17 protein-coding genes are annotated in these 16039 nt (G+C 64.0%); 9 read left to right on the top strand and 8 right to left on the bottom strand.

Annotated elements, in window-relative coordinates; translation table 11 throughout:
* Positions 1 to 46: 46 nt before the first annotated feature.
* The 4 genes from purF to folC all read right to left on the bottom strand — a co-directional run bounded on the left by purF (position 47) and on the right by folC (position 4338).
* Positions 47 to 1552 carry an amidophosphoribosyltransferase gene (gene purF, locus C8C93_RS04830; RefSeq protein WP_121506087.1) on the bottom strand — a complete coding sequence of 502 codons (1506 nt, stop codon included), beginning with the start codon at positions 1550 to 1552 and terminating at the stop codon, positions 47 to 49.
* Positions 1553 to 1630: 78 nt separating this feature from the next.
* Complete coding sequence (locus C8C93_RS04825; RefSeq protein WP_121420430.1) at positions 1631 to 2119, bottom strand: CvpA family protein; 489 nt, start codon at positions 2117 to 2119, stop codon at positions 1631 to 1633.
* 26 nt (positions 2120 to 2145) lie between these two features.
* A complete protein-coding gene (locus C8C93_RS04820; protein WP_121506086.1) occupies positions 2146 to 2979 on the bottom strand; it encodes an SPOR domain-containing protein in 834 nt (277 codons plus the stop codon).
* 33 nt (positions 2980 to 3012) lie between these two features.
* Entirely contained in the window at positions 3013 to 4338 is a 1326-nt protein-coding gene (gene folC / locus C8C93_RS04815) for a bifunctional tetrahydrofolate synthase/dihydrofolate synthase (RefSeq protein ID WP_055402580.1), read from the bottom strand.
* A 48-nt stretch (positions 4339 to 4386) separates the two neighbouring features.
* Here folC and C8C93_RS04810 point away from each other — a divergent pair, with 48 nt between their 5' ends.
* From C8C93_RS04810 to argG, 4 genes are all read left to right on the top strand, one after another.
* On the top strand, positions 4387 to 4773 hold the full coding sequence (locus C8C93_RS04810) for an ArsC family reductase (RefSeq protein WP_121508656.1): 387 nt from the start codon (positions 4387 to 4389) through the stop codon (positions 4771 to 4773).
* A gap of 146 nt (positions 4774 to 4919) precedes the next feature.
* Positions 4920 to 5576 carry a glycine zipper 2TM domain-containing protein gene (locus C8C93_RS04805; protein WP_121420433.1) on the top strand — a complete coding sequence of 219 codons (657 nt, stop codon included), beginning with the start codon at positions 4920 to 4922 and terminating at the stop codon, positions 5574 to 5576.
* Positions 5577 to 5728: 152 nt separating this feature from the next.
* Complete coding sequence (locus C8C93_RS04800; protein WP_121506085.1) at positions 5729 to 6046, top strand: pyrimidine/purine nucleoside phosphorylase; 318 nt, start codon at positions 5729 to 5731, stop codon at positions 6044 to 6046.
* A 95-nt stretch (positions 6047 to 6141) separates the two neighbouring features.
* Positions 6142 to 7479: an argininosuccinate synthase gene (gene argG / locus C8C93_RS04795; protein ID WP_121506084.1), complete on the top strand. Its 1338-nt coding sequence runs from the start codon at positions 6142 to 6144 to the stop codon at positions 7477 to 7479.
* 130 nt (positions 7480 to 7609) lie between these two features.
* Here argG and murB read toward each other — a convergent pair whose 3' ends face one another.
* Entirely contained in the window at positions 7610 to 8683 is a 1074-nt protein-coding gene (gene murB / locus C8C93_RS04790) for a UDP-N-acetylmuramate dehydrogenase (protein WP_121506083.1), read from the bottom strand.
* A 74-nt stretch (positions 8684 to 8757) separates the two neighbouring features.
* On the opposite strand from murB, the gene C8C93_RS04785 reads away from it, so the two are divergent.
* The 3 genes from C8C93_RS04785 (at position 8758) to C8C93_RS04775 (ending at position 11079) form a co-directional block, all read left to right on the top strand.
* Positions 8758 to 9243, top strand: coding sequence for a YajQ family cyclic di-GMP-binding protein (locus C8C93_RS04785; RefSeq protein WP_055402590.1), 486 nt, complete (start codon positions 8758 to 8760; stop codon positions 9241 to 9243).
* 142 nt (positions 9244 to 9385) lie between these two features.
* Positions 9386 to 10033 carry a TIGR02281 family clan AA aspartic protease gene (locus C8C93_RS04780; RefSeq protein WP_121420436.1) on the top strand — a complete coding sequence of 216 codons (648 nt, stop codon included), beginning with the start codon at positions 9386 to 9388 and terminating at the stop codon, positions 10031 to 10033.
* Positions 10034 to 10056: 23 nt separating this feature from the next.
* The gene (locus C8C93_RS04775; protein WP_055402593.1) at positions 10057 to 11079 is read left to right on the top strand and encodes an HD-GYP domain-containing protein; all 1023 of its coding nucleotides are present in this window, start codon (positions 10057 to 10059) and stop codon (positions 11077 to 11079) included.
* Positions 11080 to 11151: 72 nt separating this feature from the next.
* On the opposite strand, the gene plsY is transcribed toward C8C93_RS04775, so the two are convergent.
* From plsY to C8C93_RS04760, 3 genes are all read right to left on the bottom strand, one after another.
* On the bottom strand, positions 11152 to 11817 hold the full coding sequence (gene plsY / locus C8C93_RS04770; protein ID WP_121506082.1) for a glycerol-3-phosphate 1-O-acyltransferase PlsY: 666 nt from the start codon (positions 11815 to 11817) through the stop codon (positions 11152 to 11154).
* 48 nt (positions 11818 to 11865) lie between these two features.
* Positions 11866 to 12357 carry an aminoacyl-tRNA deacylase gene (locus C8C93_RS04765; protein WP_055402597.1) on the bottom strand — a complete coding sequence of 164 codons (492 nt, stop codon included), beginning with the start codon at positions 12355 to 12357 and terminating at the stop codon, positions 11866 to 11868.
* A gap of 70 nt (positions 12358 to 12427) precedes the next feature.
* Complete coding sequence (locus C8C93_RS04760) at positions 12428 to 13387, bottom strand: LysR family transcriptional regulator (RefSeq protein ID WP_121506081.1); 960 nt, start codon at positions 13385 to 13387, stop codon at positions 12428 to 12430.
* A gap of 178 nt (positions 13388 to 13565) precedes the next feature.
* On the opposite strand from C8C93_RS04760, the gene C8C93_RS04755 reads away from it, so the two are divergent.
* Positions 13566 to 14564 carry a tripartite tricarboxylate transporter substrate binding protein gene (locus C8C93_RS04755; protein WP_121506080.1) on the top strand — a complete coding sequence of 333 codons (999 nt, stop codon included), beginning with the start codon at positions 13566 to 13568 and terminating at the stop codon, positions 14562 to 14564.
* Positions 14565 to 14583: 19 nt separating this feature from the next.
* The gene (locus C8C93_RS04750) at positions 14584 to 15999 is read left to right on the top strand and encodes a M20 family metallopeptidase (RefSeq protein ID WP_121506079.1); all 1416 of its coding nucleotides are present in this window, start codon (positions 14584 to 14586) and stop codon (positions 15997 to 15999) included.
* The last annotated feature ends 40 nt before the right edge of the window (positions 16000 to 16039 follow it).

Here is a 16039-nt window from a genome sequence, read left to right as displayed (position 1 = left end):
TGCCAGGTCGCCATCCAGGACAAGGCGACCTGCAACGATCCTATGCCTAAACCTCTTGGGCATTCGGCAGCGCCAGGCGGGAGGTGTCTTCCTCTCCCTCCTCCACCCCCACCCGCCCCTCGTTCAGGCTGGCGATGCCCTCGGCGGTAATGTCTCCGGTCACATAAACACCATCAAAGCAGGACGCATCAAACCCTACGATGGCGCTATTGAGGGCGCCCACCGTCTTTTTCATGCCGTCCACATCCTGATAAATCAGTGCGTCGCAGCCAATCGCCTGGCGAATCTCTTCCACGGTGCGGCCATGGGCCACCAGTTCGCTGCTGGTGGGCATGTCAATACCGTACACGTTGGGGTAACGCACCGGCGGTGCAGCGCTGGCAAGGTACACCTTGCGCGCGCCGGCGTCACGTGCCATCTGCACGATCTCGCGGCTGGTGGTGCCACGCACGATGGAATCGTCCACCAACAACACGTTGCGGCCCTTGAACTCGCTGCCGATCACATTGAGCTTCTGGCGCACCGACTTCTTGCGCACACCCTGCCCCGGCATGATGAAGGTCCGGCCCACATAGCGGTTCTTGACGAAGCCTTCGCGGTATGGGATGCCCAGCAGGTGAGCCAATTGCGTGGCACTGGGGCGGCTGGACTCGGGGATCGGGATGATCACGTCGATTTCGTTGGGTGGCACGGTAGACACCACGCGCTTGGCAAGGGCCTCGCCCAGGTTCAGACGCGCCTGGTACACCGAAATGCCGTCGAGCACCGAGTCCGGGCGCGCCAGGTACACGAATTCGAAGATGCAGGGGTTGAGCTGCGGGTTTTCGGCGCATTGGCGGGCATGCACCTGTCCGTCGAGTGTGATGAAGATCGCCTCGCCGGGGTCGATGTTGCGCTCGAACACATGCGATGTGCCCTCCAGGGCGACCGATTCGCTGCCCACCATCACAGTTCCATCCTGGCTGCGCCCCATGGCCAGCGGGCGAATGCCGTGCGGGTCGCGGAAGGCCAGCAGGCCGTGGCCTGCTATCAGCGCGATCACGGCATAAGAGCCCTTGATGCGTTTGTGTACCGCACGTACCGCAGTGAAGACGTCTTCAGGCTGCAGCGGCACACCCCGGGTGGCGCGCTCCAGCTCGTGCGCGAACACATTCAGCAGAACTTCAGAATCGCTTTCCGTGTTCGTATGGCGGTGGTCCGTCAGGAACAGCTCGGTGCGAAGTTCGCGCGCATTGGTCAGGTTGCCGTTGTGCACCAGCACGATGCCGAACGGTGCATTGACATAGAACGGCTGCGCCTCTTCTTCGCTGTAGGCGTTGCCTGCGGTGGGGTAGCGGACCTGGCCCAGACCCACATTGCCAGGCAACGCGCGCATGTTGCGCGTGCGAAACACATCGCGCACCATGCCCTTGGCCTTGTGCATGAAAAACTTGCGGCCCTGCTGGGTCACGATGCCCGCTGCGTCCTGACCACGGTGCTGCAAGAGCAGCAAGGCGTCATAGATCAGCTGATTGACGGGCGCTGGACTGACGACGCCGACGATTCCACACATAGTTGTATTCCATCCGTTTGCGGGAACAGCCCCGCGGCAACCCAGCGGCAACGGCTTCTGGCCGCAACCGCATCGCTATCAGGAAGGCAGATGCCTTCCAAATTCTTCCGGCAGCGCCGGTTTCAAGCCCCGAAGCACTTCAGCCAGCACCGGGGCCCCTTGGGACTCCTGCCACCACAAGGCTTCGTGCAGGGGCGTGAGGCCCGCCACCACGGCCACCGCCAGCAGCAAAACCACCCCGCGCAACACCCCGAAGGCCGCCCCCAAAGTACGATCTGCAGGCCGCAGGCCGATGGCGTCCACCAGCTTTTTTGCCAGCCATGTCAAAAAGCCGCAGGCAAACACCGACGCAACAAACACCACCACAAACCCTGCGGCATAGCGCAATGCTTCGGCTGACTCGCCCATAGGCAACAACGCCGCCATGTCCTCGGCAAACCATTGCGCCACAAAAAAAGACACCACCCAGCCCACCAGAGACAGCACCTCGAACACCAGCCCGCGCCATGCCCCTATGAGCATCGATGCCAGCAGCACCGCCGCAAAAATCCAGTCCAGCGCAGCCATGGATGCAGAAACCCCTTGGCGCTGGCCTACAGAGTCAGCACAGAGGCCGACAGATCCAGCGCCTTGATGCGCGCCGCAGCCTTGTCCGCCTCAGCCCGGTTGGTGAAAGGCCCCACACGAACCCGCGTGCGCTTGCCCTCCTTGGTGTCCACCACCTGGGTGTAGGTTTTCATACCCGCACGCTCCACTTTGGTACGCGCTTCACGGGCTTTGTCTGCGTCTGCGAAAGCACCCACCTGCACAATGAACCGGGCTTCCTCTGCAGTGGCAGCCGCAGCCGCGGGCTCTGCCGACCGGCCTTCCAGCAGCGCACGCGCGCGGGCAGCCTCGTCCGGGCGCTGCACAGGCTTGGGCTCGCTGGGCACCGGCGGCTTGGGCTCTGGCTTCGGTTCGGGTTTTATTTCCGGTTTGGCTGGCGCTGCAGGGGCGGGTTTGGAAGCCGCGGAACGCGATCCTTGCACCAGTTCCTCGCCATCCGCGAGCCCATTGCCCACCGCGTTGTTGCTGCGCTGGGGCGTGGGGCGCGGTGCGGTGGCCACGTCCTGCGAAGACGGTGTCGAAGGCTTGGCAGCCCCTGGCGCCTCAGCAACCGGAGCGGGCACCACCAAGGGCGCCACCTTGTTGCGGTCGGGGATCTCGATGGGAATATCCACCGGAATCGGCCGGGGTTGGGTGTCAAACAGCATGGGGAAACCGATTACCCCAATCAGCACCAGCACTGCGGCGCCGATCAACCGATGGCGAGCACGCCGCCGCATCACCTCGATGCTCTCGGCCTGCGGGGTGCGCGGGCGCTTGGACGGCTTTTCGGCCTGAGCTTGTTCACCCTGACCGGGCCACCGAAACTTGAAAAATGCCATGGAGTAACGACTCGTTCGGACCTCAGAACCTGTCTATTGGCCCAGATGTTTGGCGTGCAGGCGAGGTGTTCCGTTGATCAGAACACCACCCACCGTGTAAAACGAGCCAAAGACCACGATTCTATCAGCGGGGTCTGCTGCGGCCACCGCCGCCTCCAGGGCCTCCATGGGGTCTGCGTGCAGACTGGAGGTCACATCGCGGCGCCCGCCCGCCACCATCTGCACGGCGTTCCACTTCTGCTGCAGGACGGCGGCAGTCTCGGCGCGCGGGGTCGGCAGGTTGGTAAAATACCAGCGGTCTACCAGCGGGCCGACCTTGGCCAGCATGGGCCCCAGGTCCTTGTCGGCCATGGCGCCGAACACCGCATGCGTCGTGGGGAAAAACCCCATGGCATCCAGATTGGCAGTGAGTGCAGCCACTGAATGCGGGTTGTGCGCCACGTCGAGCACCAGCGTAGGCTGGCCTGGCACGATCTGGAACCGCCCCGGCAGCTCCACCAATGCCAGCCCGTTGCGCACCGCCTGGGCCGTGACGGGAATGCGCTCGCGCAGGGCCTCCAGCGCGGCCAGCACGCCCGAGGCATTGATCAGCTGGTTGGCGCCGCGCAGCGACGGATAGGCCAGCCCCGCATAACGGCGGCCCCGCCCTGCCCAGCTCCACTGCTGTTTGTCGCCCGAGAAATTGAAATCCTTGCCGAAGCGCCACAGGTCGGCACCGATTTCCAGCGCATGGTCGATGACACTCTGGGGAGCCATCGGATCGCCCACGATCACCGGGCGGCCCGTGCGCATGATGCCGGCCTTCTCCCGGCCGATGCTCTCGCGGTCTGGTCCCAGGAATTCAGTGTGGTCGATGTCGATGCTGGTGATGATGGCGCAGTCGGCATCAATGACGTTGGTGGCATCCAGGCGCCCGCCGAGCCCCACTTCGAGGATGGCCAAGTCCAGCCGCGCATGGCTCATGAGGCGCAGGATGGCCAGCGTCGTGAATTCGAAGTAGGTGAGGGAGATTTCATTGCCATTTTGGACCCTGGCGCTTTCCACAGCTTCGAAGTGCGCTATCAAATCAGAAGCATTGACAATTTCACCGTGAACGCGGCAGCGCTCCTCAAAATGCACCAGGTGGGGCGACGTGTACACGCCTGTGCGGTAGCCCGCCTGCTGCGCCACCGCCTCCAGCATGGCGCAGGTAGAGCCTTTTCCATTGGTGCCCGCCACGGTGATCACGGGGCAGTCAAACCGCAGCACCATGCGGCGTGCCACTTCACGGACACGGTCCAGGCCCATTTCGATGTTGCGGGGATGAAGCTGCTCGCAGTGGCGGAGCCAGCCTTCCAGAGTGTGGATTTTGGTATGCATACAGGGCGGGATTGTCGCCCAGCCACAAGTTCGAGGATGATGCGCGGCATGACAACCTCACTCATCACCGTTTACGGTATACCCAACTGCGACACCGTCAAGAAATCCCGCACCTGGTTGACTGAACACGGCGTGGACTACCAGTTTCACGACTTCAAGAAACAAGGGGTGCCCGCCCACCGCCTGCCCGACTGGACGGCGGCAGCAGGCTGGCAAAAACTGGTCAATCGGCAGGGGACCACATGGCGAAAGCTGGACGCGCAAACCCAGGCAGCTGTCACCAACGACGATAGCGCCAGCGCCCTGATGCAGGCCCAACCTAGCGTCATCAAACGCCCGGTGGTGGAGTGGCAGCACGGTGGCCAGGTGCACATTTCCGTGGGTTTTGCTCCCGACCAATGGCAGATGTGGTTGGGACGGGCTGCAGGCACCTGAACCGGCACGTGAATCAATCGCCATGACCGGAGAAATTGCACAAATCTTTACGCAGATTTACGGCGGGCAGGCCCTGAATTGACCGTGCGGGCCTAAACTTTTCTGCAGTCTGGTGCGTTATGTACCGACCCGAAAGGAGTTTCTCCATGAAAAAGATCGTCATTTTTTCCGCCATGGCAGCCATCGCCACCATGGCCAGCGCCCAGGAACAGGGCCGCGTGCTCTCGGCCACCCCCATCGTCCAGCAGGTCGCGACGCCGCAGCAGGTGTGTGGAAACGAGACCGTCTATAGCGGTAACCGCACCACCGGAGCAGGCGCCGTGATGGGCGCGATTGCGGGTGGCGCAGCCGGCAACGCCATTGGCAAAGGCAGTGGCCGCGCCGCCGCCACAGCCATTGGCCTGATCGGTGGCGCCGTGATCGGCAACCAGATCGAAGGTGGCCAGCCGCAGTACCAGAACGTACAGCGCTGCACGACCGAGACGTACTACGAGAATCGCACAGTGGGCTACGACGTGGTGTATGAATATGCAGGGCGCCAGTACACCACCCGCACCCAGAACGATCCAGGCCGCTGGATCCCGCTGAGCGTGCAGCCTGCAGGCCAGACCTATTCCACCCAGCCTGATCCTTACGCCTCACAAGGTGTGTACAGCCAGCCGGGCGTGGTGACCTCGACCTACCCTGCGCAACCGGTGTACCAGCAGCAGCCCACTTATGTGACGCCGCCCGTCACGGTGATCGAGTACGGCTACGACAGCCGTCCTTATTACCCGCACCACCGCAACCCGTACTGGCGCTAAGCCTCGGCATGCCAGCATCACCAAGAGCCCTTCGGGGCTCTTTTTTTTTGCGCCCAACGGCTGATGGGGATTTTTCAGAGGCCCGCTGTAGCGGCGCTCCCCGCCCCCTGCCCTAAAATCCCGGGTTTCCCTCTACCTTATCCAGCGCACCCATGACCACCGAAAAAATTGACGGCGTGTCCGTCACCACCCAGGCCAATGTGTACTTTGACGGCAAGTGCGTGAGCCACGGCATCACGTTTGCCGACGGCACCAAGAAGTCGGTGGGCGTGGTACTGCCCGCAACGCTGACCTTCAACACCGGCGCGCCCGAGATCATGGAATGCGTGGCCGGATCCTGCGAATACAAGCTGGACGGCACCGACGCCTGGGTCAAGTCTTCGGCGGGCGACAAGTTCAGCGTGCCCGGCAACTCGAAGTTCGACATCCGCGTGACCGAGGCCTACCACTACATCTGCCATTTCGGCTGATCGTTCGACTGCGCATTCGGCTGGAATTTGATTGATTTTGGCCTCTAGCGCTTATCTATAAAGCGCAAGCAGCTATCATTTTTGAGAAGCATTTCATGGCAACCATCCTCCAGAACCTCCCCCTCGGCCAGAAGGTCGGCATTGCATTCTCCGGCGGCCTGGACACCAGCGCAGCCCTGCACTGGATGAAGCTCAAGGGCGCCGTGCCCTACGCCTACACCGCCAACCTCGGCCAGCCCGACGAGCCCGACTACGAAGCCATTCCGCGCAAGGCCATGGAATACGGCGCAGAGAAGGCTCGCCTGGTGGACTGCCGCACCCAACTGGCGCACGAAGGCATTGCCGCCCTGCAGGCTGGCGCCTTCCATATCAGCACTGGCGGCCTCACCTACTTCAACACCACGCCCCTGGGCCGCGCTGTGACCGGCACCATGCTGGTGGCGGCGATGAAGGAAGACGACGTCAACATCTGGGGCGACGGATCGACCTTCAAGGGCAACGACATCGAGCGCTTTTACCGCTACGGCCTGCTGACCAACCCCTCGCTCAAGATCTACAAGCCCTGGCTGGACCAGTTGTTCATCGACGAACTGGGCGGCCGCGCCGAGATGTCGGCGTTCATGACACAAGCCGGTTTTGGCTACAAGATGAGCGCCGAGAAGGCCTACAGCACCGACAGCAACATGCTGGGCGCGACGCACGAGGCCAAGGACCTGGAGTTCCTTTCCAGCGGCATCCGCATCGTGAACCCCATCATGGGCGTGGCATTCTGGAAGGAAGAAGTCGCCGTCAAGGCCGAGGAAGTGTCGGTCCGCTTTGAAGAAGGCCAGCCCGTCGCCCTGAACGGCTTGGAGTTCAACGACCCGGTGGAGCTGATCCTCGAAGCCAACCGTATCGGCGGCCGCCACGGCCTGGGCATGAGCGACCAGATCGAAAACCGCATCATCGAAGCCAAGAGCCGCGGCATCTACGAAGCCCCGGGCCTGGCGCTGCTGCACATCGCCTACGAGCGCCTAGTGACGGGCATCCACAACGAAGACACCATCGAGCAGTACCGCATGAATGGCCTCAAGCTGGGCCGCCTGCTGTACCAGGGCCGCTGGTTCGACCCCCAGGCCATCATGCTGCGCGAAACCGCCCAGCGCTGGGTGGCCCGCGCCGTGACCGGCACCGTGACGCTGGAACTGCGCCGTGGCAACGACTATTCGCTGCTGAACACCGAATCGCCCAACCTGACCTACGCGCCCGAACGCCTGTCGATGGAGAAGGTGGAAGACGCGCCTTTCAGCCCGCTGGACCGGATTGGCCAGCTGACCATGCGCAACCTGGACATCTCGGACACGCGCGACAAGCTGGGTGTGTATTCGCGCGCTGGCCTGCTGTCGCTGGGTGGCAACGCGGCACTGGCGCAGCTGGAAAACGACCGCAAGTAAACCTTGGGCCCAGAATATGGGTCAAAAATGGCTCTAGCGCTTACCCATCAAGCGCTAGCAGCTACATATATATGAGCAAAGCCACCGGAAACGGTGGCTTTTTTCTTTGCGGGGAAGGTTGGCTGCTGGTCTAAACCACCACCGGCTCGGGCTCCAGCCGGATGCCAAAGCGCTCGTACACGCTGGTCTGGATGGCCTTGGCCAGGGTCATCACCTCGCCGCCCGTCACGCTGTCGGCGCCGTGCCCCCGGTTGACCAGCACCAAGGCCTGCTTTTCGTACACCCCCGCCTTGCCGATGGACTTGCCCTTCCAGCCGCAGGCATCAATCAGCCAGCCCGCCGCCAGCTTGATGCTGCCGTCGGGCATGGGGTAATGCACGATCTTGGGCTCGCGCGCGATGATGTCGGCGCACTGGTCGGGCGACACCGTGGGGTTCTTGAAGAAGCTGCCTGCGTTGCCCACCACGGCAGGGTCGGGCAGCTTGGCGCGGCGAATGTCGCAGATCCAGTCAAAAATCTGCTGGGCACTGGGGTGCTCCACGCCCGCCTCGGCGCGGCGGCGCTCCAGATCGAGGTAGCCCAGCACGGGCTTCCAGGGCTTGGGCAGCCGAAACCGCACATGGGTGATGACCGCGCGCCCCGCCAGGCCCATGCCGCGCGGCATCCCGCTGCCGTCGGGTGCTTCAGACGGCGCATGCTTGAAGACGGAGTCGCGGTAGCCAAAGCCGCACTGCGCGGCATCCAGGCTGAACGACTGGCCGGTGGCCAGGTCGATGGCATCGAGCGACTCAAAACGGTCCTGGAGCTCCACGCCATAGGCACCGATGTTCTGTACGGGCGAGGCGCCCACCGTGCCCGGAATGAGCGCCAGATTTTCCAGCCCCGGGAACCCGCGCGCCAGCGTCCAGGCCACAGCATCGTGCCAGACCTCACCCGCACCCGCCTCCACGATCCAGGCCTTGGGGGTTTCCTCCACCAAGCGCAGCCCCTTGATTTCCATCTTGAGCACGATAGATTTCACATCACCGGTCAGGATGATGTTGCTGCCACCGCCCAGCACAAACTTGGGTGCAGGGGCCAGGTCCGTATCGGCCAGAACGGCCTTCAGATCGGACACGGAGCGCACACGCACCAGGGTTTGGGCACGCGCAGCAATGCCAAAGGTGTTCCAGGGCTGCAAAGGGGCGTTTTTCTCGACTACCATTGGCCCGATTGTCGCACCCGCCCTTTCGGGCTCCTGCGATCTGTAGCTGTTTTCCCTGAGATTGAGAGCCATCCATGCCATCTTTTGACACCGTCTGTGAAGCCAACCTGGTTGAAGTGAAAAACGCAGTCGAGAACACCGCCAAGGAAATCGCCACCCGTTTCGACTTCAAGGGCACATCGGCCAGCATCGAGATCAAAGACAAGGACATCACGCTGATCGGCGACGCCGACTTTCAGCTCACCCAGATCGAGGATGTACTGCGCAACAAGCTCACCAAGCGCAACGTGGACGTGCGTTTTCTGGACATGGGCGATGTGCAGAAGATAGGCGGCGACAAGGTCAAGCAGGTCATCAAGGTGCGCAACGGCATCGAGAGCGAGCTGGCCAAGAAGATCCAGAAGCTCATGAAGGAAAGCAAGCTCAAGGTGCAAGCGGCCATCCAGGAGGACAAGGTGCGCGTGACGGGTGCCAAGCGCGACGACCTGCAGGCGGCCATGGCGCTGATCCGCAAGGATGTAACGGACGTTCCCCTGTCGTTCGACAACTTCCGCGATTGAGATGGCGCCCCCCCTGAGTCGCTTCGCGCCTTCCCCCTCCAGGGGGACGACGCCCTCGCTGCGAGGCGGCCCTTGCTTGGCTTCCCTCGCCTGGGCCGCGCCAGTTCCGAAGTACGGGGGAGGCGCACAGCGCCATCAACGAATGACGATCCACTCCTTTGCCCTGGCCGCGCTGGTTGCTCTGTGCTTGGCTCCGTCCTGGGCTCATGCGCAGGCGGTGGCGCTGGCGGGCATGCTGGGCAGCAAGGCCTTGCTGGTGGTGGATGCCAACCCACCCAAGGCGGTGGGTGCTGGGGATGAGTACCAGGGCGTCAAGGTCATTACCGTCACCAAAGAAGAAGCCACCATCGAAGTCAATGGCACGCGACGCGTGCTGCGGCTGGGCGAGGCCCCGGTGAGCGTTGGCGCCCGTGGCGGAAGCGGCAAGCGCGTCGTATTGATGGCCGACAGCCGTGGGCATTTCATCAACAGCGGCACCATCAACGGGCGTGTGATGCAGTACATGGTGGACACCGGTGCTTCCACCGTGGCCATCGGGCGGCAGGATGCTGAGCGCATGGGGCTCAACTACCAGAACGGCCAGCCCGTGCGCATGAACACGGCCAATGGTGTGGCGCAAGGGTGGCGCATGAAGCTGGACTCAGTGCGCATCGGCGATGTCGAGGTGTTCGGGGTCGAGGCCATCATCACCCCGCAGCCCATGCCCTATGTGCTGCTGGGCAACAGCTTTCTGACCGAGTTCCAGATGACACGCATCAACGACCAGATGGTGCTGGAAAAGCGCAACTGAGCCTGACCGCTGCACACACCACCATGTCTGCCCACCACTCCACCGGCACCCCACACCACGCCGAAGGCGAGTACGAGGACTTGCTGGGCCTGTGGTCAGACCTGGAATCAGCGCTGTCGGTGCTCCTGTCGCGACCTCTGCAGGTACAGGATTTTGCCGCCAAGGTGCGCCAGTTCGATAGCTGGATGCAGGACCTGGTGGCGCACGACATCGACGCAGCGCTGTACCTGATGTTCCAGCTGGCGTCCACATCCACCGTGGGCTATAGCGCCTCCCATGCGCTGGTGTGCGGCACCTTGTGCCACATCATGGCGCACGAACTGCAGCTGGCACCACGCGAGCGCGACAGCCTGGTGCGCGCGGCCCTCACCATGAACATCGGCATGACGGCCCTGCAGGATGAGCTGGCCGAACAACGTGAACGCCCGACACCGGTCCAACAAGAGGCCATCAAGAGCCACCCGGAAGAAAGCATGATGCTGCTGGAGCGCCTGTTCATCAACGATGCGCTCTGGCTGGACGTGGTGGGACAACACCATGCCACCGTGGCCGACCGTGTGCCGCTGGCCAACCAGGACCCGGTGGACCGGCTCACACGTGTCCTGGGCACCATCGACCGCTATGCAGCCATGATCAGCCCACGCAAGTCCCGTGCAGGCCGCAGTGCCACCGACTCGGTACGCGCCATCGTCGGGCAGGAGATCGACCAGCGCGACGAGGTGAGTTACACCCTGGTGCGCTCCATCGGCCTGTGCCCGCCAGGGACTTTTGTGAAGCTCGACAACGGCGAGACCGCCATCGTGCTGCGCCGCAGCGAAAAAGCCAATCATCCGCTGGTCGCCAGCCTTCTGGACCGCACCGGCACCCACCACGCGCAGCCCAGCCTGTACCAGACGGCCACGGGAAAACCCCGCATCCAGTCCGCCCTGGCCCGATCGGCCGTGAGCCTGGAGCTCAACCACCGCACCATGGTGCGCCTGGGCCTCTATGCCGCCCAGCACAGCGCCGGGCTCCGGGGGCTGATTTCAGGGCCAGGTTCGCTGTAGAACCTGTCCGTACAAGAAGCTGAGCAGACGGCACGTGCACCGCAGTCAGCGCGGCGTGCCTTCCCCCTGCGTTTACTTTGGCGACTTGCCTGCACCCTCGGCGTTCAGCTTGGCCTTTTTGCTGCCCAGTCGCGACTCCTTGCCTTCGATCAGGCGCTGGATGTTCTCCTTGTGGCGCCAGGCCAGCAGCATGGCCATCACGATGATGGAGCCCGCAATCGTGCCCTCGGCATACCACACCACCCCATCCACCAGCAGGTAATACACCGGCGCAAAGGCGGCAGCCACCAGCGAGGCCAGGGACGAGTAGCGGAAGAAAAACGCGATGATGAGCCAGGTCGCAGCCGTGGCCAGCCCCAGCCAGACGCTGATGCCCAACAGCACGCCCAGCGCAGTGGCAACGCCCTTGCCCCCTTCAAATCGGAAGAATACAGGCCACAGGTGGCCCAGAAAAGCCGCCAGCCCCACCATGGCGACCGTGCCGTCGTCCAACCCATAGGGCTGACCAAACCACATCACCAACGCCACAGGCAGCCAGCCTTTCATGGCGTCCAACAGCAGTGTGACGATGGCTGCCGCCTTGGAGCCCGAGCGCAGCACGTTGGTGGCGCCGGGGTTCTTGCTGCCATAGGTGCGCGGGTCGCTCAGCCCCATCACACGCGTCACGATGACGGCGAACGACAGCGAGCCCAGCAAGTAGGCGGCCACAGCGGCAAGGATGGGATACACGGCGGTCAAAGTAACTCCTCAAAAATCGGGGGACGGCGGACGGTCTGCCGTGGCGGCCTATTCTGCCAGCGCGCAGTGCACCGGTTTAGCACCCAGCAACTGCACGCACACCTGCGGATCGATCTGCACCAGAAAGCCCCGGCGCCCGCCATTAATGGCAATGCGCGGCAGCGCCAGGATGGTTTCTTCGATGTACACCGGCATGGCGCGCCGCGTGCCAAAGGGCGACGTGCCACCCACCAGGTAGCCGCTGTGGCGGTTGGCGACCTCCGGCGCGCACGGCTCGACCGACTTGGCGCCGATCTGGCGCGCGAGGTTTTTGGTGGAGACCTTGCGATTGCCGTGCATCAGCACCAGCAAGGGCTTGGCATCCTGGTCCTGCATGACCAGGGTCTTGACCACCGTGAAGGGGTCGAGGCCTAGCACCTCGGCGCTGTGCATGGCGCCGCCGTGCTCCAGGTATTCGTAGGGGTGCTCAGTGAATGCCACCTTGTTCGCCTTGAGCAACTGGGTGGCTTGGGTCTCGGAGACGTGTTCTTTCTTGGCCATGGTGCGATCCGGGTAGGGAACGAATGGTATCCAGTTGCGCGCCCCCACCGCGAACGGCAGGCAGCCCGAATCAAGGCACCTCGATCACCCGCGCTGCTGTCGTCTTGCGCCGCCCCACCTTGCGCTTGCCGTACTGCTCAATGGCAGCCACCAGCGCCTGCGTGAACTGCTGCACCAGCGCCGACGGTGCCCGCCCTTCCACGGCCAGCACCTGCAGACGCCGCTGCTGCAGTTGCACCTCGTCAAACGGCCGGGCCGCCAGCAGGCCCGCCTCCACCCAGCGCGCCGCCGTGAGGTAGCTGGCCAGCACCACGTCCTGCCCGCTCAGCAGCGGCAGCAGCGCCGATGAAAAATTGCTCTCCACCGCCGGCACATACCGCAGGCCCTGCACTGCACAGCTCAGGTCAAACAGCTGCCGCCCGGTCGTGTTGCCCGCACCCAGCAGCAGCGGATAGCGCACCACATCGGCCACGCTCACGCTGCGCTGGCGGGCCAGCGGGTGCTGCGCGGGCATGATGGCGTAGATCGGGGCAATGGCCGAATGCAGCACCTGCAAACCTTTCTCGGGCGCCACGCTGTACTTCAGCGCCAGATCAACGTCTCCGCGCTGCACCAGGGCCGACACCTCCTGCGGCACGTCCACCAGCAACTGCAGCTGCACCTGTGGGTGCGTCTGCCGGAACACCGACATCACCAGCGGCATGAAGCTCGCGGCAAAGCCTTCGGTGCAGGCCACCCGCACACGCAAAGCCTGCTGGGCCGACAGCCCTTGCAGTTGCTCGACCAATTCTGTGGCCTGTGCATCGTGCGCCGTGGCATGGGCCAGCAGCCGGGTGCCCGCTTCGGTCAGCGCCATGCCACGTGCCTGGCGTTCGAACAGCGTCACGCCCAGGCTGTCTTCCAGCTTGCCCAACTGGCGGCTCACCGCCGATGCTGCCACGTACAGGCGCTGCGCCGCCTGATTGACAGAGCCGGTGCGCGCCACCTCCAGAAAGTAACGCAAGGGCAGGCTGAGCAGTGAAATGGGCATCGTGTACCTACCAACCAAAAAGCAACGCTCAGTTGCCAAATCTCTATTCAGAGCAATGGTAAACCGGCTCCCATCTTGCATGGTTTAAGGCTCCAATTCACCCATGGCTGTGGGTATCAGCGCGATCGCCTTTGCGGTAGTGCTACCAACACCCCACGCATCAACCTCTGGAGCCTGCATGAAAAGCCTTGTCCGAGTCTCTTTGCTGTCCGCCGTCCTGGCCACCTTCGCCAGCGCCAGCACCCTGTCCCTTGCCCAGACGACTGCGCCCTCGGAGGCGTGGCCCCAGCGAACTGTGCGCCTGGTCGCGCCCTTCCCACCCGGGGGCGGCACCGATGCCGTAGCCCGCGCGCTGGGCCAAAAGCTGTCCACACGCCTGGGCAAGCCCGTGGTCATCGACAACAAGCCCGGCGCCTCCACCATCATTGGCACCGACAGCGTGGTCAAGGCCGAGCCCGACGGCTATACCCTGCTGGTGTCGGGCTCCACCAGCTACACCGTGAACGCTGCGCTGCGGCCCAAACTGCCGTACGACCCGCTCAAGGATCTGGCGCCTGTGGCCATCGTTGCCCGCGCACCGCTGGTGATCGTGGTCAGCGCCAGCTCGCCCCACAAGGACTTCGCCGCCCTGCTGGCCGCCGCAAAGGCTGCGCCCAAAACTATCAACTACGCCACTTTCGGCTCCGGTTCGGCCCCCCACCTGGTCGGCGCACTGTTGGAGCAGGCCGCTGGCGTGCGCCTGCAGGACGTGCCCTACCGGGGCAGCGCACAGGCCATGATGGGGTTGATCGGCGGTGAGATCCAGATGGCCATCGACACCGTGGCCAGTGCCGCACCGCATGTGCGCTCAGGCAAGCTGCGCGCACTGGCCATTGCAGGCAACGAGCGCGCCCGCGCCTTGCCCTCGATTCCTACTGTGCGGGAACTGAAGCTGCCAGACGCAGCCTTTGACGGCTGGTACGCCGTGGCAGCCCCGGCGCGCACGCCCGCGCCCATCGTGGACAAACTGGTGAAAGAAGTCGAGGCCGCCATGCGCGACGTCCAGCTGCAGGACCAGATCCGTGCCCAGGGCATGGAGCCCGTTTTTGTGGGCCCCAAGGCCATGCACGGCGCCATGGAAGACGAGATCGGGCGCTACCGCGCGCTGGCCCACCGTGCACAGATCGTGGTGGAGTGACCCCAGCAAGGAGAAAACGATGAACCGAGAGCAACTGATCAACAACGTCCACCACTACTTCGATGACGGCCGCTTTGCCGATGACCTGCGCCGACGCGTGGCCTGGCGCACCGAAAGCGACACCGGGCAAGTCCCCCCCACGCTGCGCACCTACCTGACCGACGAAATCGTGCCTTGGCTGGAGCCGCTGGGCTTTGACTGCCAGGTGCTCGACAACCCCGATCCCAAGGGTGGCCCGCTGTTGCTGGCCCGCAGGGTAGAAGACCCCGCCTTGCCCACCGTGATGACCTATGGCCACGGCGACGTGGTCAACGGCCAGGACAGCCAATGGCGCGAAGGTCTTTCGCCCTGGGAGCTGACCATTGAAGGTGACCGCTGGTATGGCCGTGGCACCGCCGACAACAAGGGCCAACACACCGTCAGCCTTGCCGCGCTGGCGCACACGCTGGAGGCACGCCAAGGCCGTCTGGGATACAACGTGACACTGCTCATGGAGATGGGCGAAGAAGCCGGTTCACCCGGCCTGGCCGCATTCTGCGAACAGCACAGGGATGCGCTGAAAGCCGACCTCTTCGTGGCCAGCGACGGCCCCCGGGTGAGCGCGGCGCGCCCCACGCTCTTTCTGGGTTCGCGCGGTGCCATCAACTTTTCGCTCGCGGTGCGCAGCCGCGACAAGGCCTACCACTCGGGCAACTGGGGCGGCGTGCTGGCCAACCCGGCCACCGTGCTCACGCACGCGCTGGCCACGTTGGTGGACGCCCAGGGCCGCATTCTGGTCGACGGCTTGCTACCGCCTGCCGTGCCCGACAAGCTGCGCACCGCACTGAAAGACGTGGTGATCGGCGCAGGTGCCGATGACCCAGCGCTCACGCCCGGATGGGGCGAACCCGGCCTCACGCCCGCCGAACAACTGGTGGGCTGGAACACTCTGGAAGTGCTGGCTCTGGGTGCGGGCAACGCCCAGCGCCCGATCAATGCCATCCCTTCCCAAGCGGTGGCCCATTGCCAGCTGCGCTTTGTAGTGGGCACCGACTGGAAGAACGTGCAGGCCACGCTGCGCGCGCATTTGGACGCGCATGGTTTCAGCCAGGTGGAAATCACCATGGGCATGGTGTGCGGCGCCACCCGGCTCGACCTGCACAACCCCTGGGTGGACTGGACGCTGGCGTCGCTGCAAGCAAGCGCGGGGCAGCCTGCCACCTTGCTGCCCAACCTGGCGGGCTCTCTGCCCAACGATATCTTTGCGGACCAGCTAGGCCTGCCCACCCTTTGGGTGCCCCACTCGTACCCGGCGTGCGCGCAACATGCGCCCAACGAGCACCTGCTGGCACCTGTGGCCCGCGAAGGGCTGGCCGTCATGGCAGGGCTGTTTTGGGACCTGGGTGAGGCGCAGGGCACACCGTGGAAGGAAGGACGTATCACCACCGCTGCGTAGACACCAGACGTACTGACCGACGTAAAAATGGGGCTGTTCA

This window comes from Acidovorax sp. 93 (genome assembly GCF_003633835.1).
Taxonomy (GTDB): Bacteria; Pseudomonadota; Gammaproteobacteria; order Burkholderiales; family Burkholderiaceae_C; genus Acidovorax; species Acidovorax facilis.
Note: the sequence above shows the minus strand (reverse complement) of the source record. Positions and strands in the feature narration are given on the sequence as shown.